Annotated in this window: 19 protein-coding genes, 1 tRNA gene and 2 pseudogenes; 11 read left to right on the top strand and 11 right to left on the bottom strand. The window is 70.2% G+C overall.

The window, feature by feature from the left end; all coding sequences use genetic code 11:
* Window positions 1–35 precede the first annotated feature (35 nt).
* Both LWP59_RS36085 and LWP59_RS36080 read right to left on the bottom strand, forming a co-directional pair.
* On the bottom strand, window positions 36–1,553 hold the full coding sequence (locus LWP59_RS36085; protein ID WP_144639269.1) for a threonine/serine exporter family protein: 1,518 nt from the start codon (window positions 1,551–1,553) through the stop codon (window positions 36–38).
* 124 nt (window positions 1,554–1,677) lie between these two features.
* A complete protein-coding gene (locus LWP59_RS36080) occupies window positions 1,678–2,091 on the bottom strand; it encodes a MarR family winged helix-turn-helix transcriptional regulator (protein WP_144639271.1) in 414 nt (137 codons plus the stop codon).
* 50 nt (window positions 2,092–2,141) lie between these two features.
* Here LWP59_RS36080 and LWP59_RS36075 point away from each other — a divergent pair.
* A tRNA-Thr gene (locus LWP59_RS36075) sits at window positions 2,142–2,214 on the top strand.
* Window positions 2,215–2,531: 317 nt separating this feature from the next.
* On the opposite strand, the gene LWP59_RS36070 is transcribed toward LWP59_RS36075, so the two are convergent.
* On the bottom strand, window positions 2,532–3,548 hold the full coding sequence (locus LWP59_RS36070; protein WP_144639273.1) for a cation diffusion facilitator family transporter: 1,017 nt from the start codon (window positions 3,546–3,548) through the stop codon (window positions 2,532–2,534).
* A 103-nt stretch (window positions 3,549–3,651) separates the two neighbouring features.
* Between LWP59_RS36070 and LWP59_RS36065 the strand changes: the two genes are divergently transcribed.
* On the top strand, window positions 3,652–4,026 hold the full coding sequence (locus tag LWP59_RS36065) for an ArsR/SmtB family transcription factor (protein ID WP_144639275.1): 375 nt from the start codon (window positions 3,652–3,654) through the stop codon (window positions 4,024–4,026).
* A gap of 155 nt (window positions 4,027–4,181) precedes the next feature.
* Here the strand turns inward: LWP59_RS36065 and aroQ are convergent, their stop codons facing one another.
* On the bottom strand, window positions 4,182–4,748 hold the full coding sequence (gene aroQ / locus LWP59_RS36060; protein WP_144639277.1) for a gamma subclass chorismate mutase AroQ: 567 nt from the start codon (window positions 4,746–4,748) through the stop codon (window positions 4,182–4,184).
* Between the two features lie 224 nt (window positions 4,749–4,972).
* Between aroQ and LWP59_RS36055 the strand changes: the two genes are divergently transcribed.
* Window positions 4,973–5,122, top strand: a complete 150-nt coding sequence (locus tag LWP59_RS36055) for a hypothetical protein (RefSeq protein WP_186383273.1) — start codon at window positions 4,973–4,975, stop codon at window positions 5,120–5,122.
* Window positions 5,123–5,215: 93 nt separating this feature from the next.
* Window positions 5,216–6,205: a glycoside hydrolase family 25 protein gene (locus LWP59_RS36050; protein ID WP_144639279.1), complete on the top strand. Its 990-nt coding sequence runs from the start codon at window positions 5,216–5,218 to the stop codon at window positions 6,203–6,205.
* A 9-nt stretch (window positions 6,206–6,214) separates the two neighbouring features.
* Here LWP59_RS36050 and LWP59_RS36045 read toward each other — a convergent pair whose 3' ends face one another.
* From LWP59_RS36045 to LWP59_RS36030, 4 genes are all read right to left on the bottom strand, one after another.
* On the bottom strand, window positions 6,215–8,017 hold the full coding sequence (locus LWP59_RS36045) for an arabinofuranosyltransferase (protein WP_144639281.1): 1,803 nt from the start codon (window positions 8,015–8,017) through the stop codon (window positions 6,215–6,217).
* Window positions 8,018–8,082: 65 nt separating this feature from the next.
* Complete coding sequence (locus LWP59_RS36040; protein WP_144639283.1) at window positions 8,083–8,613, bottom strand: hypothetical protein; 531 nt, start codon at window positions 8,611–8,613, stop codon at window positions 8,083–8,085.
* Between the two features lie 113 nt (window positions 8,614–8,726).
* A complete protein-coding gene (locus LWP59_RS36035; RefSeq protein ID WP_144639285.1) occupies window positions 8,727–10,583 on the bottom strand; it encodes an ArnT family glycosyltransferase in 1,857 nt (618 codons plus the stop codon).
* A 71-nt stretch (window positions 10,584–10,654) separates the two neighbouring features.
* Complete coding sequence (locus tag LWP59_RS36030) at window positions 10,655–11,062, bottom strand: CoA-binding protein (RefSeq protein WP_144639287.1); 408 nt, start codon at window positions 11,060–11,062, stop codon at window positions 10,655–10,657.
* A gap of 93 nt (window positions 11,063–11,155) precedes the next feature.
* On the opposite strand from LWP59_RS36030, the gene LWP59_RS36025 reads away from it, so the two are divergent.
* From LWP59_RS36025 to LWP59_RS41310, 3 genes and pseudogenes are all read left to right on the top strand, one after another.
* Window positions 11,156–11,650, top strand: coding sequence for a hypothetical protein (locus tag LWP59_RS36025; RefSeq protein ID WP_144639289.1), 495 nt, complete (start codon window positions 11,156–11,158; stop codon window positions 11,648–11,650).
* 310 nt (window positions 11,651–11,960) lie between these two features.
* Window positions 11,961–12,293, top strand: a pseudogene (locus LWP59_RS41315) (transposase domain-containing protein); the annotation flags it as partial.
* A 169-nt stretch (window positions 12,294–12,462) separates the two neighbouring features.
* Window positions 12,463–13,017: pseudogene (locus LWP59_RS41310) on the top strand (transposase); the annotation flags it as partial.
* A 765-nt stretch (window positions 13,018–13,782) separates the two neighbouring features.
* On the opposite strand, the gene ilvD reads toward LWP59_RS41310, so the two are convergent.
* Complete coding sequence (gene ilvD, locus LWP59_RS36020; RefSeq protein ID WP_144642773.1) at window positions 13,783–15,450, bottom strand: dihydroxy-acid dehydratase; 1,668 nt, start codon at window positions 15,448–15,450, stop codon at window positions 13,783–13,785.
* A gap of 100 nt (window positions 15,451–15,550) precedes the next feature.
* Between ilvD and boxC the strand changes: the two genes are divergently transcribed.
* From boxC to LWP59_RS36000, 4 genes are read left to right on the top strand one after another with little or no spacing between them, the layout of a single operon-like run.
* Complete coding sequence (boxC, locus tag LWP59_RS36015; RefSeq protein WP_144642774.1) at window positions 15,551–17,161, top strand: 2,3-epoxybenzoyl-CoA dihydrolase; 1,611 nt, start codon at window positions 15,551–15,553, stop codon at window positions 17,159–17,161.
* A gap of 3 nt (window positions 17,162–17,164) precedes the next feature.
* Window positions 17,165–18,583, top strand: a complete 1,419-nt coding sequence (gene boxB / locus LWP59_RS36010) for a benzoyl-CoA 2,3-epoxidase subunit BoxB (protein ID WP_144642775.1) — start codon at window positions 17,165–17,167, stop codon at window positions 18,581–18,583.
* Between the two features lie 39 nt (window positions 18,584–18,622).
* Window positions 18,623–20,185: a benzoate-CoA ligase family protein gene (locus LWP59_RS36005; protein ID WP_144642776.1), complete on the top strand. Its 1,563-nt coding sequence runs from the start codon at window positions 18,623–18,625 to the stop codon at window positions 20,183–20,185.
* Window positions 20,182–21,039 (top strand): amidohydrolase family protein, encoded by an 858-nt coding sequence (locus LWP59_RS36000; RefSeq protein WP_144642777.1) that lies wholly within the window; start codon window positions 20,182–20,184, stop codon window positions 21,037–21,039. The genes LWP59_RS36005 and LWP59_RS36000 overlap by 4 nt, the downstream gene beginning before the upstream one ends.
* Before the next feature lie 256 nt (window positions 21,040–21,295).
* Here LWP59_RS36000 and LWP59_RS35995 read toward each other — a convergent pair whose 3' ends face one another.
* On the bottom strand, window positions 21,296–21,676 hold the full coding sequence (locus LWP59_RS35995) for a VOC family protein (protein WP_144642778.1): 381 nt from the start codon (window positions 21,674–21,676) through the stop codon (window positions 21,296–21,298).
* Window positions 21,677–21,749: 73 nt separating this feature from the next.
* Window positions 21,750–22,193, bottom strand: coding sequence for a MarR family winged helix-turn-helix transcriptional regulator (locus LWP59_RS35990; protein WP_144642779.1), 444 nt, complete (start codon window positions 22,191–22,193; stop codon window positions 21,750–21,752).
* Window positions 22,194–22,234: the final 41 nt, after the last annotated feature.

The following is a 22,234-nucleotide window of genomic DNA, read 5'->3' as shown; positions in this document are numbered from 1 at the left end:
CCGGACAAGATCGACCGCGCGGTGGCTGAAATGTCCTACTCCAGCCGTCGTCCTGACGGACGCAGCGGTCCGGCCATCCGGGGGCCCGCCAGCTTGCGTTCGAGCCTGCCCAGCCCCGAGCGCACGGGTTGGGCCAGGTACTCGCCGAGCACCACGCCCGCGGCCAGAGCCAGACCAATGGCGACCGCCTTCATCAGCGTAGAGACGTTGCCGTTCCCCTGCGTTGCGAGTTCGTACAGGCCACGATAGGTCGACAGGCCGGGCAGCAGCGGCGTGATGCCCGACACCGCGACGACCAGCGGCGTCACCCGGAGCCGTCGCGACAGCACGCCACCGCAGAACCCGACGAGCGTCGCCGCGACGGCGGAGGAGGTGATGGGGTCGAAGCTGGCGAGCACGAGCGCGCCGTAGACGCCCGCGCCGATCGCGCCCGCCGCGGCGGCGACGAGCATCGGGCGGAGCATCGAGTAGCTGCCGAGCGCGAAGCAGGCGGCCGTGCCCGCGCCGGCGACGATGACCACGGGCAGGCCCAGCGCGGTCTGCGCGGGCAGCTCCGGCTCGACCTGGGTGAACCCGAGCGCCTTGCTGATGTTCAGCGCGAGGGCGACGCCCGTGATGAGGCCGGCACTCATCAGTGCCGTCTCCATGGTGCGCCCGGCCGCGGTGACGTTGTAGCCGGTGATCGCGTCCTGGACCGCGGAAACGGTGGACAACCCGGACAGCAGCACGGTGATCGCCGCGGCGGCGACGAGCGTCGAGAACCGGGTGGACACCATGCCCGTCTCGACGATCAGGGTCGCCAGTCCCGTGGCGACGAGCCCGCCCACGACCTGCTGGAAGAAGAACGGCAGGGCGTACTTGTTGAGCTGGCGGCCGAGCCGGTCGACGAGCGCGGAGATGACGAGCGCGCCCGCGGCGATGTCGAGACCGCCGCCGAGCAGCAGCGTGATGAAGAAGGCCATGCCGCCCCAGGCCAGAGTGGCCACCCAGCGCGGGTACGGGTGCGGCGCGGTGGTGATGCGGTGCAGCGACGCGTACGCCTCTTCGGCGCCGACGTTGCCGCGGGTGATCTGCTGCACGAGCATCTCGGTCTCGGACAGCCGCGTGTAGTCGAGGCTGCGGGAGCGCACCACGCGCAGCGCGCTCACCGGGGCCATGTCGGTGCCGCGGTGGCAGGTGACGGTGATGGACGTGAAGATCACGTCGACCTCGCAGTGCGGCAGGCCGAGCGCGGAGGTCAGCGCGATGATGGTCGCGGTGACGTCGGACGCGCCCGCGCCGCTGGCCATCTGCACCTCGCCGATGCGCAGCGCCAGGTCGAGGACGAAGTTGACCGTCGTGTCGTCCGGCAGTGCCGGACCGTGCTCGGCGCCGGCCTCGGGTGCCGGCTGTTCCCCGGTGGGTGCTTCCAGGATGTGCCACGCGCGCCGGCGTGGTTCGGTCGAGCGCTTGCGCCTGTTCTCTCGTGCGACGTTCGGATCCTGGGGCGCTTCCAGGATGTGCCAGCCGCGCCGCCGGGTCACCGGGCCCCGGGCGCGCTGGTTGTTCTTCATCGGGCCTCCACCTCCTCGCAGGGATCTTCCCCCGGTGAGCATCGCCACGGCGGTCTCGTCCGTTGCAAGAAAGAAACGGTGGCGTACACCACCTCGCTGATCATCCACAAAACGGCGGGTCGCGCTACTTGTCGGCGGCGAGGGTGCGAAGCGCTCTGAGGAACGCCTCGCGGTCGTCCGGGTCCAGCTTGGCCAGGCGTTCTTCCTCGTCGCGCTGGATCGCCGCCTGGGTCTTCGCGGCGAGCCGACGACCCGCAGGGGTGATGGCGAGCAGGCGCACGCGCCGGTCGGCCGGGTCCGGGTGACGCTCGATGAGACCGCGGTCCTGCAGGTCGTCGAGCACCGGGATGAGGCGGGTCTTGTCGGCGCCGATCCGCTCGGCGAGCGCGGCCTGGGTACGCGTGTCCTGCTCGCGCAGGGCGAGCAGGACGCTGTACGCCCACATCGCCAGCCCGTGCTCGCGCAGGATCGGCTCCTCGGCGCGCATCAGGGCGCGGCCGAGTGGAACGATCATCGCCGCGAGGTCGGGCCGGGTCATGGGGACGAGGGTATCGAGCCGACCCGAAGTATGATGACGACGCTTGACGCGCCGACTTAGCTCAGCTGGTAGAGCAGCTGTCTTGTAAACAGCAGGTCAGGGGTTCGAGTCCCCTAGTCGGCTCTCTTCTGACCAGGGAGTTCGTTGTCGTGCGGAAGCTCCCTAGTCGTGGATCGTCTCAGTTTCAGTCTCACTTGTCGGCTTCACGTAAGTAAGCTGTAGGCCGCCTGGGCAAATACCCGGTCAGCGACGTTACGACGATCGCCGGCAGCGCAACAGTACGTAAGTGCCCAGCGTTCTTGTCCCCACTGTCGATGCGGCGAAAGCCATCGGTGTGGACCGAGCGCCAACTCCGCGAGATGAAGCGCCAGTAGGCCCCCGAATCAGCGTCACTCTCGCAGACCTGCCAGTCACCGGCGGGGGGAGGGATACGCCCGGGGTTACTCCGCGCGGGTTTGATGTGTGGTGGCGGGTTCGGTGTGGACGGTGGCGGCGGTGAGGCGGGGCACGGTCTGGGTGAGTTGGTGTTCGACGGCGTGGGCGAGGCGGTGGGCTTGCTCGACGGTGAGGGTGTTGTCGACGTGGATAGCGAGTTCGGCGCGTTGGGTGTGGCCGATCCAGCGCATGCGTAGGTCGCGGACGCTGTGCACGCCGGGCACCGCGCGGGCGGTGTGCTCGGCGAGGTCAAGGGCGGCGGGGTCGACGGCGTCCATGAGGCGGTGGAAGACCTCGCGGGCGGCGTCGCGCAGCACGAAGAGGATGGCCACGGTGATGAGCAGCCCGATGATGGGGTCGGCGGCGGGGAAGCCGAGGGCGACGCCGAGGGCGCCGAGGACGACGGCCAGGGAGGTGAAGCCGTCGGTGCGGGCGTGCAGGCCGTCCGCGACCAGCGCGGCGGAGCCGATCTGGCGGCCGACGGTGATCCGGTAACGGGCGACGAGTTCGTTTCCGGCGAAGCCGACGACGCCGGCCAGGGCGAGCACGAGCAGGTGTTCGACCGGGCGGGGGTGCAGCAGCCGGTCGACGGCTTGGTAGGCGGCGAGCGCGGCGGAGGCGGCGATGACGACGACCACCGCGATGCCGGCGAGGTCTTCGGCGCGGCCCAGTCCGTAGGTGTAGCGGCGGGTGGCAGCGCGACGGCCGAGTAGGAACGCGACGCCGAGGGGGACCGCGGTCAGCGCGTCGGCGAAGTTGTGGATGGTGTCGCCGAGTAGTGCCACCGACCCCGTGACCAGTACTAGTGCGAGCTGCGCGACGGCGGTGGCGAACAAACCGGCGAACGACCAGGCCAGGGCCCGCAGGCCGCGCCGGCTGGTCTCGAGGACGTCGTCGACCCGGTCGGCGCTGTCGTGGCTGTGCGGGGTGAGGAGGTGCCGCACCCGGTGCCGCCACCTCGCCCCGTGCCCCTGCTGCTCATCGTGGCCGTGGCCGTGTTGGTTGTGCGGTGCTGTGGGCATGCCGTGCTCCCCGGGTTGCGGTTCCTCACCATCGAGGCTAGCAACCTGCCTGCGCATACACGCAGGTATGCAGGTTGTGGGCCGAGATCGGTAGGGTGCGGGTATGCACAGTGCGCAGCCGGAGTTCGACATGCCGGGCGACGAGCAGGTCAACTTGGCCGCGGAGTCGTTCCGGTTGCTGGCCGATCCGACCCGGATCAAGGTGTTGTGGGCGTTGCTGCAGGGTGAGTCGTCGGTGGCGTGTCTGGCCGAGCTGGCCGGCGCCGCGCCGACCGCGGTGAGCCAGCATCTGGCCAAGCTGCGGCTGGCGGGTCTGGTGAAGGGGCGCCGGGAGGGGACGTTCGTGTACTACTCCGCCGCGAACGATCATGTGCGCAGCCTGCTCGCACAGGCGCTGTATCACGCCGATCACGTCGATCGGGACATCCCGGCAGGTCCTCGCGGTGAGCATCCGCAACCGCACCTTCCCCGCGGATAGCAGGTCCAGCTCCGGCGAGGAGCGTGGAGTGTCGCCGGCGCGAGGAGCGTGGAGTGTCGCCGGCGCACTCGCAGCTGTCCTGGGCAGCAGCGCCCACGTCCGGCTCGGGATCTGTACCGCCCTCCCGCTGCGACCGCGTCTACATCGACACGTCCCTACAACGGCACCCGCAAGTTGTGCTCGAGCCAGTCCCTCGTGTTGGCAGGAGCCGGCTCGTGTCCCCGCCGTGGCCGTCTCATTCGTAAACAGCAGGTCAGGGGTTCGAGTCCCCTAGTCGGATCCGTGCGTGTCGCGGGTACCGAGCGCATCGCCAGCTGCAGTGCCTCGCGGTGCAGGTCGTCCAGTGCGCAGTCCGGTGGCTCGTCCGGCTTGGCGCACCGGCCGGCGGCCAGCTGGGTGAACAGCTCGCCGGTCAGCTCGTCCAGGCGGGGCCGGACCTCGATGCTCAGGTCCGGCCGCTGCCGCGGGCGTAGCGCCGGGTTCGCGGTCCACCTCTCGTGCAGGCCCGCCTGGATGTACTTGTTCGCCTCGATCTGGTCCTCGAAGAACCGCACGCCGAGCACCGGGTCGATACCCGCCGCGAGCGAAAGCCGTTGCACCGCCGCGAGCAACTGGCCCTCGTGGACCGGATCCTCGATCGGGACCGCCGTGCCGAACTTCGCGGCGGCGACCTTGTCGCCGAGGAGAAGCCGTTGCACCGCCAAACATGTCAGCCTGCCCACGGAACCACTAAACCATCGGACCGGCGTGCGGCGAGGGGCTTTGGCCGGAGATCGCCGGAAATGAGTCCTTTGTGCTCACCAAAGGGCAGCTGAACCGTCCGCCCGCGGGATACGTGGTGAAACGCCGGGGGCGGCTGGAATGGTCTTCGCATCGGACGCGGGCTTCGGGGACCGCGCACTGCACATCTTCATCGCGAGGCGGCGACTCAGCCCAGCACCGTCCCGTGGCGGGAGTCGCCGGGGACAGCTACGCCGGCAAGGACACGACGGTGTCCCTGGAGCTGAAGAAGCTTGCCGCCGCTGGGGCGGTGCAGCTCGGGGCGGTGCTCGCCGACGACGTGCTGCCCACCGTGTGGCGGAGCGCCGCTGAATAGGGCCCCGCGCGGCGTTCCGCAAATCGGGGAGCGGTGAAGGTCGTCACGGCGTCCGCGGTGAACCGGCACCGTCCGCCCAGCCGTATGCAGGGTATGGCCACCACGTTCGGGCTGGACATAAGCCACTACCAGAGCTCGTCGCTCAGCCTCGCCCAGACGCGGGCCGAGGGCTGCGAGTTCGTGTTCCTCAAGGCGGCCGAAGGCTCGACCTACACAGACCCGACCTTCGGGGCGAACCTCGCCGAAGCGCGCGCCGCGGGGATGCTCGCCGCCGCGTACGTCTACCAGCGCGACTACGTCTCGGCGCAGGCGCACGTCGACCGCGTGGCGCAGGTGGTGCCGAAGGACGTGCCGGTGATCCCGGACGTCGAGACCAACTCCGGCGACGTCGCGCTCACCCGGGACCTCGTCGACCGATTGCGCGCGGCCGGATACCGCGTGCCCCTGCTGTACCTGCCGCGCTGGTACTGGCAGCAGCTCGGCTCACCCTCGCTCGCGGGACTGCCGCCGCTCTGGTCGAGCCGCTACCCGGACACCGCCCCCGGCAGCCTGGCCGAGCAGTGGGCGAAAGTGCCCGCGAGCTACTGGGACGGCTACGGCGGTCTCGACGTCGCCGTCCTGCAGTTCACCAGCACCGCGACCATCGCCGGCTACTCGCCGCTCGACGCCGATGCCTTCCGCGGCACCCGCGTCGAGCTGGCCGCCGTGCTCGGGTACACCGCCCCCAACGCCGTCACGAACAACGACGAGGAGACCACCATGCTCGTTCCCGCCGGTACCAACGAACACGTCGTGCTGCCCTGCGCGGGCCGACCGCTGTTCTGGTACCTGTACACGGCCTTCGGCCAGCGGGTCACCGTGCACCAGTGCGCCTACGTGATGCCGACGCGCGCCGACTCGCCGGACGCGGAGTTCGTGCCGAACGCGGGCTGGGGCTGGGACCCGAACGTGGCCGAGGACCACGTCTTCGACCCCGACCGGCCTGGCCCGATCGACATCCCGCGCCATCCCGACGGCCGTCAGCCGGCCGGCGTCTCCCTCCGGTACACCGCCGGGCACTCGTTCACCGCCTACGTCGGCTGAGGACCTTCCCTAGCGGCGCACGATCACCGTGAACGGGCCGACGGCACGTTGCACGAACTCCGGCGAGTCGAACAGCGTGCGGTCGAAGGGAACGTCGTCGACGCGGATGTCGGGCGTACGCGGGAACACGTCGCTGACGACGCCCATCGTCAGGGTCGTTTCGTGGTTGCGCAGCACGAAGACGTTCGGCGGGGTGTGCGGGTTCGCGGCCAGCCTGGCCAGCAGCTCCTGCGGGCTCGCCGACGTCGCCCAGTAACGGATCTCGGCGTTGCGCTGCCCGTAGTCCGCCAGCGGGTTCGCGTACTGGGCGCTGGTGTGCTGGAAGCCCCAGTACGGTGCGTACGACAGCAGGTAACCGTTGGCGGACAACACGATGTCGTCGGTCGGGGGCCGGCCGGACAGCTGGTCGATCGTCGCGATGAGCCGGCTCGACCAGCCGCGGTCCTCGTCGGGATCGTGCCGGCCGCCGGCGTTGACCCCGGTCGGATAGGAGTCGTCCTCGGCGGCCTGCAGCCCTTCCCGCACCCCGTCGGACACGCTGATCTGCGCGAGCGCGACGGCCGCGCCGCACGCCACGACCAAGGCCACGGCCGGCACTCGCCACGGCGCCCGGCGCACCAGCTCGACCCCGGCGAACACACCGGCGACGGCGAGCGTGACGTCCAGCGGGATGATCACCCGGAAGGCCAGCAACGTGGTGTGCGCGGCCAGCGCGAGCGTCGACGCGGCGAACCAGAAGTACACCGCACCGGTTGCCACCAGCAGCGCGGCGGCGATCGCCTGCTGCCGGGCACGCACGAGCAACCACACCAGCCCCGCGAGGCACAGGAAGCCGAAGACGCTGCCGGGCACGAACGGCGTCGGGAACGACGTCGAGTTCGCGGGCAGGTGGTGGGCGGCGGTGTTCGGCTTGCCGAGACCGCCCGCGAGCAGGAACGGACCCCAGGTGACCAGCGCTAGCGGCGCCGACACGACCGCGATGACCGCGACCCGCCGGACCAGCGGGGCGACCCGGCGATCACGCACGCCCACGACCACCGCGAGGGCCACGATCACCAGCACCGCGAAGAAGAAGTTGAGGGTGTACGTCATCGCGGCGAAGCCGAGATAGCCGCCGATGAGCGCGAGCGGCCAGAACCGCACGCCTTCGCGCCGGCGCAGCACGGTCCAGGCGAACACGGCGACCGGTGGCAGCCAGGCCGCGGTCGGCCACGAGTACGGCTCCTCGACGCCCTGCGAGATGAAGCCGGTGAAGATCGTCGCGACGCTCGCCAGCAGGGCCAGGCGCCGCGGGGTCACCAGGCTCCACAAGGTGAACGCCACCACCGGCGTGATGGCGAGCCAGACGATCGAGTACGGCTTGTACGCGGCCCAGCCCTCGAGGTGGACGACGTTGGCGAAGTGCCCGCCGAGCCAGAACCAGCCCGCCGGGTAGTAGGACGGGACGCCGTAGTAGTTCATGTCCGCCAGCCCGGAGCTCGCGGTCATCCGCTCCATGAACTGCAGGCGGAACGGGTTGTCGACGGACGCGCCGTAGAGGTAGTACCGGGTGCCCTGCAGCGGCAGCGCCGTCATCAGGGTGGCCAGCCCGCTCAGCGACGTCCAGGCGGCGGCGACCTTGAGCCACCGCCGCAGCCGCCCGCCGCGGCGGAAAGCCAGCACCGCGAACACGACCACCACGAGCACGGTGCTCGCGAGGGCGGTCAGCGCCTCCGGGACGTAGGTGCCGGGCGTGACGTGCAGGCGGTTGACGGCGAGCTGCAGCACGAGGCTGAGCACCGCCGCGAAACACGCGCCGAGCGCGAGCTCCACGGCCCAGCCGACCCGACGAGGCCGGGCCTGGGACGGTGCGGGGCTCGGCCGGGTCTCCTGCGCGATCAGCTCGTGGCCCTGCGCAGGACCTGGCGGACGACGAGCCGTGCGGTGGGCTTGATCGTGTGCCAGTACCAGTCGGCCCAGCGGTAGGCGACCTCGTCGGTCGTGGTCGCGCGTGCCTCGAACGTCAAGAGGGTCTGCTCCTCGCCATAGGGCCGGTGGACGAAAGCGATCGCGATCGTACCCCGGCGTGGCCGGGAGAACGTCGGGAACTCCTGCGCCGTGACGTTCTGCCAGTCGGAGAACGAGGTCCAGAACCGGCCCGCCGCGCCGACCACGATCTCCCGGTCGGGGCGCCGTCCCAGCACCGTCCACCGGCCGTTCGCGAGGATCTCGTCGAAACCCGGTGCGCAGTCGCGGGGACGCAGGGGTAACGGCACACCGAGGGCCCAGCCGAACACCTCGGGCAGCGCACTGAACTTCTCGTAGGTCTCGTCCGGTCTGCCGTCGACGAGCACGTGCTCCCGGAGCGCGAAGTCGAAGCGCGGTGTGAACTGGTCCAGCAAGGTTGGTGCGGCGTTGTCCACGGTCACGGTGAACACCCCTTCTCGTGCCCGCCTGTCATTGCAGCATTGTCGCCATATAGCGGGTAACCGCGACGAGGGTCAAAAGTCCCCGAACCACGGGGGGCGTTTTCCGCCGGACCTCATTGGCAGTCGAACAACACGCCCGCTTTCGCCGCGTCCGGGCCGATCCGCGCGGCCGGCACGCGCGGGCAGTGCCGGCTGATCCAGGCGAGCCGGTCGGTGATGGCGAGCTCCTCGCCCTGGACCGCGCTCGCCCGGTTCCCGCTTCCGCTCAGCTGCAGGAACACCGACGGCAGCAGCACGAACCGGACCCGGCCTGCCCGTACCCAGTCGGCGAGCTGGGCCGCGGTCGGCGCCGGGTCGAGCCCGAGGTAGCCGCCCAGCGCCGCAACGCGCGCGTCGGTGCGGACGAGGTACGGGTCGGCGCCGTAGCTACCACCCTCGACCGCCAATTCGATCGGCGCGACGGCGTCCTGCGCGATGGCGTAGTCGAGCGTTTCCCGTTGTCCCGCCGACAGTTGTCCGGACGAGTTCATGAAGTTCAGGTAGGCCGCACCGGCACCGCCGAGCAACGAGCGGGCGGCCGTTGAATCGTCCGAAGTGGACGGACCGGCGACCGGGTCCGCCGCGGTGAGTACGTCGGAAGGCGTTGCGGCGGTGGCGATCCCGTACGCGGCAGGCCCGGCGACGATCGCGGCCACCCCGGCCAGCGCGACCGCCCGCCACCTCGGCAGGACGGCGAGCATCGCCGGCACGCCGAGTGCCAGCACGACGAACTTGAGCCACGGCAACCATTCCGGTGTCCGGCTCAGCAGCAGGAACGACATCGCGGTGGTTCCGGCGATCGCGGCCGGCAGCCACGCCCGGCGCTCTCGCCAGGCGAACACCAGGCCCACGGCCGCGGTCGCGGCGACCGCCGGCGCCAGTGTCGCGGTGTAGTAGGCGTGGAAGATGCCGCCGGTGAAGGAGAAGACGATCGCGAAGACGGCGAGCCACCCACCCCACAACAACCAACCGCTGCGCTGCTTCACCGTGCCCTGCCGGTACCGGAACCCGGCCACCACCACCGCACCGACCGCGAGCGGCAGGAACCAGGCGATCTGCCCGCCGACCGTCGAGTCGAACAGCCGCAACGGCCCTGGCGCGCCACCGAGGTTCGTGCCGAGCGCCGAACCGAACGCGCTCAGCGACCCGCTGTCGGCACCGACGAGCCTGCCGAACCCGTTGTAGCCCAGGATGAGCTGCCAGATCGAGTTGTCGCTGGTGCTGCCGACGAACGGCTTCGTGCCCGGCCACAGGCTCACCAGCAGCGGCCACCACAGCGACACCGCGAGCGTCACGACACCGGCGAGCGCGAGCTGTCCGAGCTTGCGCCACCGGCTCACCGGCGCGGGCAGGTACGCCAGGAGCAGGGCGGGCAGGACCGCCCACGCGACGAGCATCTTGGCGAGAAACCCCAGGCCCACGAAGGCGCCGGCCGCGACCAGCCAACCCGCCCGGCCTTCCTCCACCGCGCGTGTCACGCAGTACGCGGCCAGCAGCAGCAACAGGATCAGCAGGGTGTCGGGCAGGTCGTCGCGGTTGACGGCCGTGGTGATCGGGGACAGCGCGAGCAGCAGCGCGGCCACGAGCGCGGCCGGCTCCCCGGCCCAGCGCCGGACCACCCGGTGCAGCACGAACACCGCCGCCACGCCCTCGATGGCCTGGATCAGCGCGATCGCCCACCAGTGATAGCCGAGCAGCCACGCGCCGACCGCCTGCACCCAGAACGCCAGCGGCGGCTTGTCGATCGTGACGACGCCGGCCGGATCGAAGCCCGAGAACAGGAGTGCGGTGGTGCTCTGCGACATCGAGTGCACGGCCGCGGCGTAGTACGGCTGGACCACGCGGCTCCCGGGCGCCCACAGGTACAACAGTGCGGCGGCGACGAGGATCGCCAGGAGGGCGGCGACCTCCCAGCGGCGGCGAACGATCATGGCGGTTACCCAACCGCAGCCGGAGGCGCCGATCGTCAACCTCGAAATGGAACTTTCCTCAACCCACGGGCCTAGTTCTTGCGGATCGACGCCAGCGCCCGCACCACGGCGGTGCAGCGGTCCTCCACGTAGTCGAGCCCGCCCTCGGTCGCGATCCGCCGGGCTTCCGCCGAGACGATGCCCTGCTGCAGCCACAGCGTCTTCGCGCCCATGGCGACGGACTGGCGGGCGATGTCGGGCGCCTCCGCCGCGGGCCGGAACACGTCCACCAGATCGACGGGCTCGGGGATGTCGGTCAGCGAGCGGTACACCTTCTCGCCGAGCAGCTCCCGCGCGGACGGGTGGACCGGGATGATGCGGAACCCGGCGGCCTGCAGGTTCGCCGGCACGGAGTGCGCGGCCTTGGCGGGGTTCCGGCTCAGGCCCACGACCGCGATGGTGTTCGCGGCGGCGAGAGCGCGTTCGACAAGGTCAGCCATACCAGGTTCAACTCCGCAGGTCGGGCCGGAATTCCGGGCGTTTCGCCGCGTTGGGTCGCGGGTAGCCCACGGACGGTAGGAGAGGAGCTCGTCGTGGACACGAACGCCTATGTGGCCTTCCTCGTGGTGGGGATCCTGATGGTCGTGATCGACGGCCAGGTCATCTACCACAGCGGTAAGCGGTACCTGGAGAACTCGAAGGGCAACCCCGAGGCCGAGTCGTCGATGACCCGGCTGATCGCGGTGCTGTTCCACCTGGTCGTCCTGGGCGCGCTCGCGTTGCTGTCGACCATCCACTTCCCAGGCGGCAGCTCGCTGCCCTCGATCGTCGGGCGGCTGGGCGTGATGCTGCTGGTCATCGCGCTGGCGCACGCGATCGCGATCAGCGTGCTCGCGCGGATGCGTGAGGAGCAGGCCGTCGAGGACTTCAACAGCCGCGTGCTGCCGGACCAGAGCCGGGCGCCGATAGACCGCCAGCTCAGCGAGCCGACGGTGCAGCCGGTGCCGGGCCAGGACGGCCGGATCGCGCACGTCAGCCCGAACCTGGAGCACGGTGGCCCGTACTCCCCGGGCGACGGCAGGCTCTAGGGAATCAAGCACTGACCACGCCCTGGCCGGGGCTCCTCGGAGCGCCCGGTCCGGGCGTGTCGTGTGCGCGGGGTGGTTGGGAACGCCCGTCCCACCCCGATTTTTGATCGTTCAACGGTCGGCCCACCGCGTCAAGGGCGCCTTCGGCGTCGCTGCGCGATGCAATGCCGCGTAGTTAAGCTGCGAGGGTGCCTGGCAAGACCGAGTTGATCACGTGTTGGTTGTGTCAGGCGTGCGGGAGCGGGGATAAGGCAGAACTTCGGTAGAGCACGGGATTGCCTAGATCACCTTGCTTGCCGGAGTCCCGCCAATGCCGCAGTCTGCCACGACCCTCGATACCATCACGATCACCCGTGCCGTCACGGTCGTCGGGGGTGTATTCGCCCCCGGACATCTGGGTGAATTGACTCGCTACCTGCCGTTCGAGATGGTCGATGACGTGCTGGAACACACCCGGACGGTGCAGCGTCGACTGCGGGATCTGCCCTCTCGCGTGGGGGTGTACTTTGTGCTCGCGCTGGGGTTGTTCCCCCGGCTGGGATACGCGCGAGTCTGGGACGAACTGACCGCCGGGTTGGCAGGTCTGGCGCTGCCACGTCCGTCGGAGAAAGCCCTGCGGGAGTTGCGCCGCCGGCTGGGACCGGCACCCGTTGAAAGCCCTGTTCGAGGTGGTCGCTGGGCCGCTGGCCCAGCCCCGCACTCCCGGTGTGTGTGTCGCCGGGCTGCGTACGGTCGCCTTCGACGGGCTCAACTCGCTGAAGGTGCCCGACACCGACCGCAACCGGTGCCGGCTGGGCCGGATCCGCTACCGGATGGGCTTCGCCGGATATCCCACCCTGCGGTTGATGACGCTGGCCGAGACCGGCACCCGCGCCCTACTGGGCGCCGTGATCGGGCAGGCCAGCGAGCGAGACGAAACCGGGTTGGCCCGGCGACTGCTGCCCAAGCTGGGGCCGGGCATGCTGCTGCTGGTGGATCGAGCGTTCGACGCCACCGGGTTTTTCACCGAGGTCGCCGCCACCGGGGCCATGTTGCTGGCCCGCGCCAAATCCACCCGCAACCCACCGGTGCTGCGGCACCTGCCCGACGGCTCCTACTTGTCCACTCCGGACGGTCTCGGGGTGCGGATCATCGAGGCCGAACTGGCCGTGACCGGCGCCGACGGCAGCCGCGTCGGTGACTCCTATCGGCTGATCACCACACTGACCGACCACGCCCGCTACCCCGCCACGGCGCTGATCCGGCTCTACCACGAGCGGTGGGAAATCGAAACCGCCTACCTCGCCCTGCGCCACACCCTGCTAGACGGGCACGTCCTGCGCTCCGGTGACCGGCCCGGCCTGGAACAAGAGATCTGGGCCCTGTTGACCGTCTATCAACTGCTGCGCACCGCGATGGTCACCGCGATCGAGTCCCAACCGGGTATCGACCCCGACCGGGCCAGCTTCACCACCGCCCTGGAAACCGCCCGCGACCAACTCACCGCCGCCGCCGGGGTCTGCCCGGACCCGTGCGCTGACAGCCTCGGTGCCCTCGGCCGCGCCGTCCTGGCCACGCTGCTGCCCCCACGCCGGTCCCGATACAGCGCCCGCAAGGTCAAATGCAGCACATCCCGCTACCTCAACCGCGACGACGACCGCCCCGCCACCGCAACCACAATCACCGCGATCGACATCGTCACCCACACCCCAGCTCTGACCACGCCACCGCCACGCCCGGCACGGCCACGCGACCGAACCAAACCCCGGCCCACCACACGCCACGCCCGCGTCATCGCCCTAATGACCACCGATCCCGACCGCCACTGGAACGCCACGGAATTGGCCACACGACCGAACATCCCATCCCACAACCTGCTAACCCAACTCGCGGAATGGGCACGACCCAAACCGCTGACCAGAACCTCCACCGGCTACTACACCCCCAACCCGCAACCACCCTCGACAACCCCACCCAACCCTCAACTACGCGGCATTGCTGCGCGAAGGACTTCGTCCACCCTTGCCCCGGCGTGTCCACCGCCAGGGTCGCTGAGGATCGGGGTAAGGGAGCGGGGCTGGGAGCGGGCATTCGGCTGCCGTTGCCGGGTTCGCCGTGAGTGGGGGCTGGGCGTGTCGGGTTCGCCGTCGGCCTCAGGAACAGACCGCGCCTTGCGCTGCCGATCCCACCAGGGCCGCGTACTTCGCCAGCACGCCTCGCCGCCGGGGCGAGGGTGGCGCCGTCCACGCGGCCCTCCGGCGGGCTATCTCATCCTCGTCCACCACGACGTCCAGCGTGCGCGAGTCCATGTCCAGCACGATGGGATCGCCGTCCTCGACCAGGGCGATCGGGCCGCCGTGAGCCGCTTCCGGGGCGACGTGGCCGATGCACAAACCCGTGGTACCGCCGGAAAACCGGCCATCCGTCAGCAACAGCACGTCCTTGCCGAGCCCCGCGCCCTTGATCGCGCCGGTCACCGCCAGCATCTCCCGCATCCCCGGCCCGCCCCGCGGACCCTCGTACCGGATCACCACCACGTCACCCGGTTCGAGCGTCCCCAGGGCGTCCATCGCGGCCTTCTCGCCGTCGAAAACCCTTGCCCTGCCTTCGAAGCGCGACGAGTCGAAGCCCGCGCTCTTCACGACCGCGCCCTCGGGGGCGAGCGAACCGTGCAGGATCGTGAGGCCGCCCGTGGGGTGGATCGGGTTCGACAGCTTCCGCAACACCTCGCCGTCCAGCTCCGGCGGCGCCAGCTCCTCGAGGTTCTCGGCCAGCGTGCGGCCGGTCACCGTCATGCACGAGCCGGTCAGCAGCCCGGCATCCAGCAGCGCCTTCAGCACCACCGGCACCCCGCCGACCCGGTCGACCGCCGTCATCACGTGCCGCCCGAACGGCTTCACATCCGCCAGGTGCGGCACCCGGTCGCCGATCCGGGTGAAGTCGTCCAGCGTCAGCTCCACCTCGGCCTCGTGTGCGATCGCCAGCAGGTGCAGCACCGCGTTGGTCGACCCGCCGAGCGCCATCACCACGGCGATCGCGTTCTCGAACGCCTCGCGCGTCATGATGTCCCGCGCGGTGAGCCCTGCCGCGAGCAGCCCGACCACGGCTTCACCGCTCTGGCGCGCGAAGCGGTCGCGCCGCCGGTCCACCGACGGCGGGCTCGCCGAGCCGGGCAGCGACATGCCCAGCGCCTCGGCCGCGCACGCCATCGTGTTCGCCGTGTACATCCCGCCACAGGCCCCTTCGCCAGGGCAGATGGCGCGTTCGATCTTGTCGACCTCCGCGCGTGAGATCAGCCCGCGGGCACAAGCGCCGACCGCCTCGAACGCGTCGATGATCGTGACCTCGCGGCCGTCGACCGTGCCCGGCAGGATCGAGCCGGCGTAGAGGAAGACCGCCGCGACATCGAGCCGCGCGGCCGCCATCAGCATGCCCGGCAGGCTCTTGTCGCAGCCGGCCAGCAGCATCACGCCGTCGAGCCGCTCGGCCTGCATGACGGTCTCCACCGAGTCGGCGATGACCTCCCGCGAGACGAGCGAGAAGTGCATGCCCTCGTGGCCCATGCTGATCCCGTCGCTGACCGAGATCGTGCCGAACTCCAGCGGGAAACCGCCGCCGGCGTGCACGCCCTGCTTGCCCGCCTGCGCGAGCCGTTGCAGCGACAGGTTGCACGGCGTGATCTCGTTCCACGACGACGCGATGCCGACCTGGGGCTTGGCGAAGTCGTCGTCGCCCATCCCGACGGCACGCAGCATGCCGCGGGCGGCCGCGCGTTCGAGGCCATCGGTCACGTCACGGGATCGCGGCTTCAGATCGGCCATGGTAAGCACGATAGGTCCGGCTGCCGGTGAACGCAGTCTGGAACCGATCAATTTTCTACAGAACATTGACGCCCGCGAAGCAGCTGTAGACAATCGAGCCATGACGAAGGTGTCATTCGACCGGGATCCAGGCTCCTACCGACACTGGCACCTGCGTATCGAGCCGCCGGTCGCCTGGCTGGAGCTCGACGTGGACGAGAACGGCGGCCTCGTCGAGGGCTACGAGCTCAAGCTCAACTCATACGACCTCGGCGTCGACATCGAGCTCTACGACGCCGTCCAGCGGCTGCGCTTCGAGCATCCCGAGGTCGGCGCCGTGATCATCACCAGCGCCAAGGACAAGGTGTTCTGCGCGGGCGCCAACATCCGGATGCTCGCCGCCTCCTCACACGAGTGGAAGGTGAACTTCTGCAAGTTCACCAACGAGACGCGCAACGGCATCGAGGACGCCACCGCGAACTCGGGCCAGACGTATCTGGCCGCGGTCAACGGCAGCTGTGCCGGCGGCGGCTACGAGCTCGCCCTGGCCTGCGAAAAGATCCTGCTCGTCGACGACAACTCCTCGACGGTCGCGTTGCCGGAGGTGCCGCTGCTCGGCGTCCTGCCCGGCACCGGCGGGCTGACCCGGGTGACCGACAAGCGGCGCGTCCGCAAGGACCGGGCCGACGTCTTCGCGACCCGGCCGGACGGGGTGAAGGGCAAGACCGCGGTGGACTGGCGGCTGGTCGACGAGCTGGTGCCGCGTCAGGAGTTCCGCGAGGTCGTCGCCGCCCGTGCCCGGGAGATCGCCGCGCGCACCAGCCGTCCGGCGGACGCGCAGGGCATCCAGCTCGCTCCGCTGGAGCGCACCGAGACCGACGACGAGATCCGCTATCCCAACGTCACCGCGAAGCTGGGCAACGGTCTCGTGGAGATCACCGTCCGCGGCCCCGAGTCCGACGACTGGTTCCTGCAGATGACCCGCGAGCTCGACGACCTGATCCTGCGGCTGCGGACCAACGAACCCGAGCTCGGCACCTGGGTCATCCGCACCGAGGGCGATCCGCAGGCGGTGCTCGAGCACGAGCGGCGCGTGCTGGGCGGCGGCGACTGGCTGTCCAGCGAGCTCGCGCACTACTACAAGCGCACGCTCAAGCGACTGGACGTGACCAGCCGCAGCCTCATCGCCCTCATCGAGCCGGGCAGCTGCTTCGCCGGGATGCTGCTGGAACTGGCGCTGGCCTGCGACCGGCAGTACATGCTCGACGGGCCGCCCATCGACGACGAGGACAGCGAGGAGCGCGCGTCGATGCTGTTGTCCGAAGCCAACTTCGGCGCCTTCCCGATGGGCAACGGCCTGTCCCGCCTGGAATCCCGGTTCTACGGCGAGAGCGACCACCTCGACTGGCTCAAGCGGGAACGCGACCACCCGCTCGACGCGTCCGAGGCCGTCGAGTTGGGCCTGGTCACCGACGCCCCGGACGACATCGACTGGGAGGACGAGGTCCGGATCGCGCTGGAGGGGCGGGCCGCGCTGTCCCCGGACGCGCTGACCGGGATGGAGGCCAACCACCGGTTCGTCGGTCCGGAGACCATCGAGACCAAGATCTTCGGGCGGCTGACCGCCTGGCAGAACTGGATCTTCACGAGACCGAACGCCTCCGGGCCGGAGGGCGCGCTGCGCCGCTACGGCACCGGGCAGAAGGCTTCCTTCGACCGCAGGCGGGTGTGAGCAGTGCCGGAGAAGATCGACTACGACAGCAAGATCCCGAACAACGTCAGCCTCGCCGACGACCGCAGGCTGCAGCGGGCGCTGGAGGGCTGGCAGCCGAAGTTCATGAACTGGTGGGCCGAGATGGGCCCCACGCTGGAGACCCACGGCGTCTACCTGCGCACGGCGGTCAGCGTCGGCCGGGACGGCTGGGCGCATTTCGACCACGTCAACGTGCCGGACTACCGCTGGGGCATCTTCCTCGCCGAGCGCGACCCCGACCGGACGATCGCGTTCGGCGAGCACAAGGGCGAGCCGGCGTGGCAGCAGGTCCCCGGCGAGTACCGCGCGGACCTGCAGCGGCTGATCGTGATCCAGGGCGACACCGAACCGGCGTCGGTGGAGCAGCAGAAGCTGCTGGGCCTGAGCGCGCCGTCGCTGTACGACCTGCGCAACCTGTTCCAGGTCAACGTCGAAGAGGGCCGTCACCTGTGGGCGATGGTGTACCTGCTGCACGCCTACTTCGGCCGCGAAGGCCGCGAAGAGGCCGAAGGGCTGCTGCACCGCAACTCCGGCAGCCCGGACACGCCGCGCATCCTCGGTGCGTTCAACGAGGAGACCGCCGACTGGCTCGCGTTCTACATGTTCACCTACTTCACCGACCGCGACGGCAAGTACCAGCTGGGCACGCTCAAGGAGTCGGCGTTCGACCCGCTGTCGCGGACGTGCGAGTTCATGCTCAAGGAGGAGGCGCACCACATGTTCGTCGGCACCACCGGGGTCGACCGGGTGGTGCAGCGCTCCGCGGAGCTGATCCGCGAGCACGACACGATGGACATCGCCGCACACGGTGGCATCCCGCTGGACCTCATCCAGAAGTACATCAACTTCCACTACACCGTCTCGCTCGACCTGTTCGGCAGCGAGACCTCGACCAATGCGGCGAACTACTACACCGCCGGGCTCAAGGGCCGCTGGATGGAACCGCGCCGCAAGGACGACCACCAGCTCACCGACGACAGCGCCGAGCTGCGGCGCCCCCGCGAGGACGGCACCTGGGAGACCGACGAGCTGCAGAAGATCCTCCTGCTGAACCTCGACCTGCGCGGCGAGTACATCGCCGACTGCCAGACCGGGGTCAAGCGCTGGAACCGCATCCTGGAGGACGCCGGGATCTCGTTCCGGCTCGCGCTGCCGCACCCTGGTTTCAACCGCCAGGTCGGCATAAACTCCGGCCACCACATCACGCCGGACGGGACGATCGTGGACGAGCAGACGTGGCAGGACGGGCAGAAGCATTGGCTGCCGAGCAGTGAGGACTTCGCGTTCGTGCGTTCGCTGATGCACCCGGTCTACGAGCGCGGGAAGATCGCGAGCTGGGTCGCGCCGCCGCGGCAGGGGATCAACGGCAAGCCCTTCGACTACGAGTACGTGTATCTGTAGGAACGGGTGCGGGTCTCCGCACGGCACAGGAGGCGGCTCATGGTCGGGTTCAACGCGGCGGACTACCTGCTCGACCGGCACGTGCGGGGCGGCGACGGCGGGCGTACCGCCGTCGTGACCCCGGCCAGGACGCTGACCTACGCCGAGCTCGCGGACACGGTGCACCGCGTGGCCGGCGGCCTGGCCGCGCTCGGGGTGCGGCCGGAGGAACGCGTGATGCTGTGCATGGTGGACGGTCTCGAGCTGCTCACCGGCATCCTCGGCGCGATGTACGCGGGCGCGGTCCCGGTACCCGTGTCGACCATGGTCACCGGACAGGAGCTGGGCAAGGTGCTGGCGGACTCGCGGGCGCGCGTGCTGTGCGTGTCGGCGGAGTTCACCACCGCGGCCAAGGAGGCGGTCGCGCTCGCGCCGGAGGTCGCCGAGGTCGTCCTCGACCGCGCGAACCCGCTGGACTTCCCCGGGGTGGTGACGCACGACTGGAGCGAACTGTCCACATCGGACCCGGTGCTGCCGTTCGACACGTGGGAGGACTCGCCCGCGCTGTGGCTGTACACCTCGGGCACCACCGGTGAGCCCAAGGGCGCCATGCACCGGCACGCGAGCATCCGCGCGGTGTGCGAGACCTACGGCCGTCAGGTGCTCGGCATCCGCGACGACGACAGGTGTTTCTCGGTCGCGAAGCTGTTCTTCGCCTACGGTATCGGGAACTCCGCGTTCTTCCCCTTGTCGGTGGGCGCCTGTTCGGTCCTCGAGCCCGGACGGCCGACCCCGCAGGCCGTCGCCGATCGGGTCCGCCGGGAGCGGCCGACGCTTTTCTTCGGGGTGCCCACGTTCTACTCCGCGCTGCTCGCCAGCGACGTCCCCGACAACACGTTCTACTCGGTGCGCCAAGCGGTTTCCGCGGGCGAGCCGCTGCCGGCGGTGCTGTTCGAACGCTTCCGCGCGCGGTTCGGCGTCGAGATCCTCGACGGCATCGGGTCCACCGAAGCGCTGCACATCTTCCTGTCGAACCGGCCGGGTGCGGTCGTGCCCGGCACCACCGGCACCGCTGTGCCCGGGTACGACGTCGAGATCCGCGACACCCTGGGCGTGCCGATCGAAGCCATCGGCGAGCCGGGCGAGCTGTTCGTCCGCGGCCCGTCGACGGCGTTCGGCTACTGGAGCCGGTACGAGACCTCGAAGCGGGTCTTCCAGGGCGACTGGCTGCGTACGGGTGACAGCTACGTCCGCAACCCCGACGGCACCTACACTTGCCTCGGCCGGTTCAACGACATGCTGAAAGCCGGTGGCATCTGGGTGTCGCCGTCCGAAGTGGAGCAGAGACTGTTGCAGCACCCCGACGTGGCCGAGGTGGCCGTGGTGGCGGCGCCCGACGAGGACGGCATCGACAAGCCCGTCGCGTGTGTGGTGCCGGTGGCCGGGCGGGCCGTCGAGCCCGACGCGCTGATCGAGTTCTGCCGCGAGGGGCTGGCGTCGTTCAAGCGCCCCCGCGCAGTCGTCGCGGTGCACGAGCTGCCCAAGACCGCGACCGGCAAGATCCGGCGCAACGTCATCCGCGAGCAGGTCCGCGACTCCCTGCGCCCGGGGGCGCTCGCGTGATCGATGGCAGGACCGTCGTCGACGCGCACGTCCACGCGCCGCGGCTGAGCACGTTGAAGCCGGCGTGGCTGGACTGGGCGGAGAAGTTCTCGGGACCGCACGACTGGCGCTCGGCCTACGACGAGAACGGCGAGCCGGTGCCGGCCGCGCTGGACGCGCTGCTGGAGTCGGAGGGGGTCGACCGCGCGCTGCTGTTCAGCGAGTACAGCCCGCGTGCGACGGGGATCCAGCCGATCGAGCACAACCTGCCGCTGGTGCGCCACAACCCCGAACGGTTCCGGCTGGTCGCGAACGTCAACCCGTACCTGCACCATCCCGTCGCGGCCGAGGTCGAGCGGCAGCTGGACCTCGGTGCGGTCGCGTTGAAGATCCACCCGGTGCACGGTGCGTTCTCGCCCGCGGACAAGGAGCTGTACGCGGCGTACCACGTGTGCGCCGAGCGGGGGGTGCCGGTGATCCTGCATTCGGGCACGAGCAGCTTTCCCGGCGCCCGCACCAGTTTCGGCAACCCGGAGCTGTTGTCGGACGTCGTGGAGGACTTCCCGCGGGTGAACTTCGTCTTCGCCCACGGCGGCCGCGGCTGGTGGTACGACGTCGCGGCGTTCATGGCGCTGACGAAGGAGAACGTGTGGCTGGACCTGTCGGGCCTGCCGCCGAAGAAGCTGCCGGAGTACTACGCGCGCTTCGACTTCGTCCGGCTGGCGGGGAAGTTCGTGTTCGGCACGGACTGGCCCGGCGTGCCCGGCGCGTCCCGCAACGTCCGGGCCCTGGCCGGGCTGGGCCTGCCGGACGACGTCCTGACCGACGTGCTGTCCGGCAACGCGGCGAAGCTCTTCCCGGGGCTGGGTATCTAGGCGGAGCTGTGCCGCGGGATCGGGCAGGTGCTCCAGCAGGCCGCTGTGCCGCGGGCGCGGCCAAGTGCTCCAGCGCCCCGGCGTGCCGTGGGCTCGGGCACCTGCTCCAGCAGGCCGCTGTGCCGCGGGATCGGGCACCTGCTCCAGCAGGCCGCTGTGCCGCGGGATCGGGCACCTGCTCCGGCAGGCCGGTGTGCGGCGGGCTCGGCCAGGTGCTCCAGCACCCCGGCGTGCCGCGGGCTCGGCGTGGCCCGCCTCAGCCGAGCTGGTGCAGGCAGAGGCAGTTGCCCTCGGTGTCGGTGAACCAGGCCGCCTTCTCCGCGCCCACGGTGGCGATGTGGCCGACCGTCCGCAGGTCGCCGCTGTCGTAGTCGAGGAACCGCACGCCGCGCTTTTCCAGGTCGCCGACCTCGGCGGTGATGTCCGTGACCTCGAAGCTCAGCGCCGTGTTCTCGCTCGGCCGGGCGTCCGGCAGCTCGCGGAGCCCGATCGCGTTGCCGCCGCCCACCTCGAAGTACCGCGTCCCGTCGGGGCCCGCGGCCGCTTCGTGCAGGCCAAGGGCGTCGGTGTAGAAGTGGCCCGCACGGTGTGCGTCCTGCACCGGCAGCATCGTGACGACGGTGGATTTCGCGAGCATGACTGCCTCCTCGATCGGGGGCGACCGAACCATCGTGCGCCCGCGTGGACGGGGAGGCAACTACGTCGCGCGACTACTCTCCGTTGACAGTCCGCAGAGTTCGCATGGCCGCGGCGAGAGCCTTCGACGCGTCCGGGCCCAGTGGCTCCAGCACCCGCTGCCGCAGGATGTCCGCACAGACCCGGCGCGCCTTCTCGGCGACCCCCCGGCCGTGCTCGCTCAGACAGGCGTACGTCACGCGCCGGTCGTCCCGGTTCGGTCGGCGCACGATCAGCCCGGCCGCCACGAGCCGGTCCGCGACCTTGGTGAACCCGCCGCTCGACAGCGCGGCCTCCTTCGCCAGCCGGGTCATCGGCAGCTGGTACCCGGGTGTGCGAACCAGCCGGAGCAGGATGTCGAACTGCGCGGGCGAGAGCCCGAACCGCTCGGCGATCTCGCCCATCAGCTTGTCCTGCGTCGCCACGTAGCCCTCGATGACCAGGCCCCACCACGTCACGATCTCGTCATCATCAGCCACCCGGGCAGTATACGCACAGTTGTCTTCTTGGAATATATCTT

Origin of the sequence: Amycolatopsis acidiphila (genome assembly GCF_021391495.1) — a bacterium.
Classification (GTDB): Bacteria; Actinomycetota; Actinomycetes; order Mycobacteriales; family Pseudonocardiaceae; genus Amycolatopsis_E; species Amycolatopsis_E acidiphila.
Note: the sequence above shows the minus strand (reverse complement) of the source record. Positions and strands in the feature narration are given on the sequence as shown.

What these genes read in the sequence shown, in the direction of transcription:
- ilvD (WP_144642773.1), bottom strand. Translation starts at nt 15,450, where the DNA reads ATGGCCGATCTGAAGCCGCGATCCCGTGACGTGACCGATGGCCTCGAA.
- LWP59_RS36035 (WP_144639285.1), bottom strand. Translation starts at nt 10,583, where the DNA reads ATGATCGTTCGCCGCCGCTGGGAGGTCGCCGCCCTCCTGGCGATCCTC.
- boxC (WP_144642774.1), top strand. Translation starts at nt 15,551, where the DNA reads ATGACGAAGGTGTCATTCGACCGGGATCCAGGCTCCTACCGACACTGG.
- LWP59_RS36085 (WP_144639269.1), bottom strand. Translation starts at nt 1,553, where the DNA reads ATGAAGAACAACCAGCGCGCCCGGGGCCCGGTGACCCGGCGGCGCGGC.
- LWP59_RS36070 (WP_144639273.1), bottom strand. Translation starts at nt 3,548, where the DNA reads ATGCCCACAGCACCGCACAACCAACACGGCCACGGCCACGATGAGCAG.
- LWP59_RS36065 (WP_144639275.1), top strand. Translation starts at nt 3,652, where the DNA reads ATGCACAGTGCGCAGCCGGAGTTCGACATGCCGGGCGACGAGCAGGTC.
- LWP59_RS36005 (WP_144642776.1), top strand. Translation starts at nt 18,623, where the DNA reads ATGGTCGGGTTCAACGCGGCGGACTACCTGCTCGACCGGCACGTGCGG.
- LWP59_RS36030 (WP_144639287.1), bottom strand. Translation starts at nt 11,062, where the DNA reads ATGGCTGACCTTGTCGAACGCGCTCTCGCCGCCGCGAACACCATCGCG.
- LWP59_RS35995 (WP_144642778.1), bottom strand. Translation starts at nt 21,676, where the DNA reads ATGCTCGCGAAATCCACCGTCGTCACGATGCTGCCGGTGCAGGACGCA.
- LWP59_RS36050 (WP_144639279.1), top strand. Translation starts at nt 5,216, where the DNA reads ATGGCCACCACGTTCGGGCTGGACATAAGCCACTACCAGAGCTCGTCG.
- LWP59_RS36080 (WP_144639271.1), bottom strand. Translation starts at nt 2,091, where the DNA reads ATGACCCGGCCCGACCTCGCGGCGATGATCGTTCCACTCGGCCGCGCC.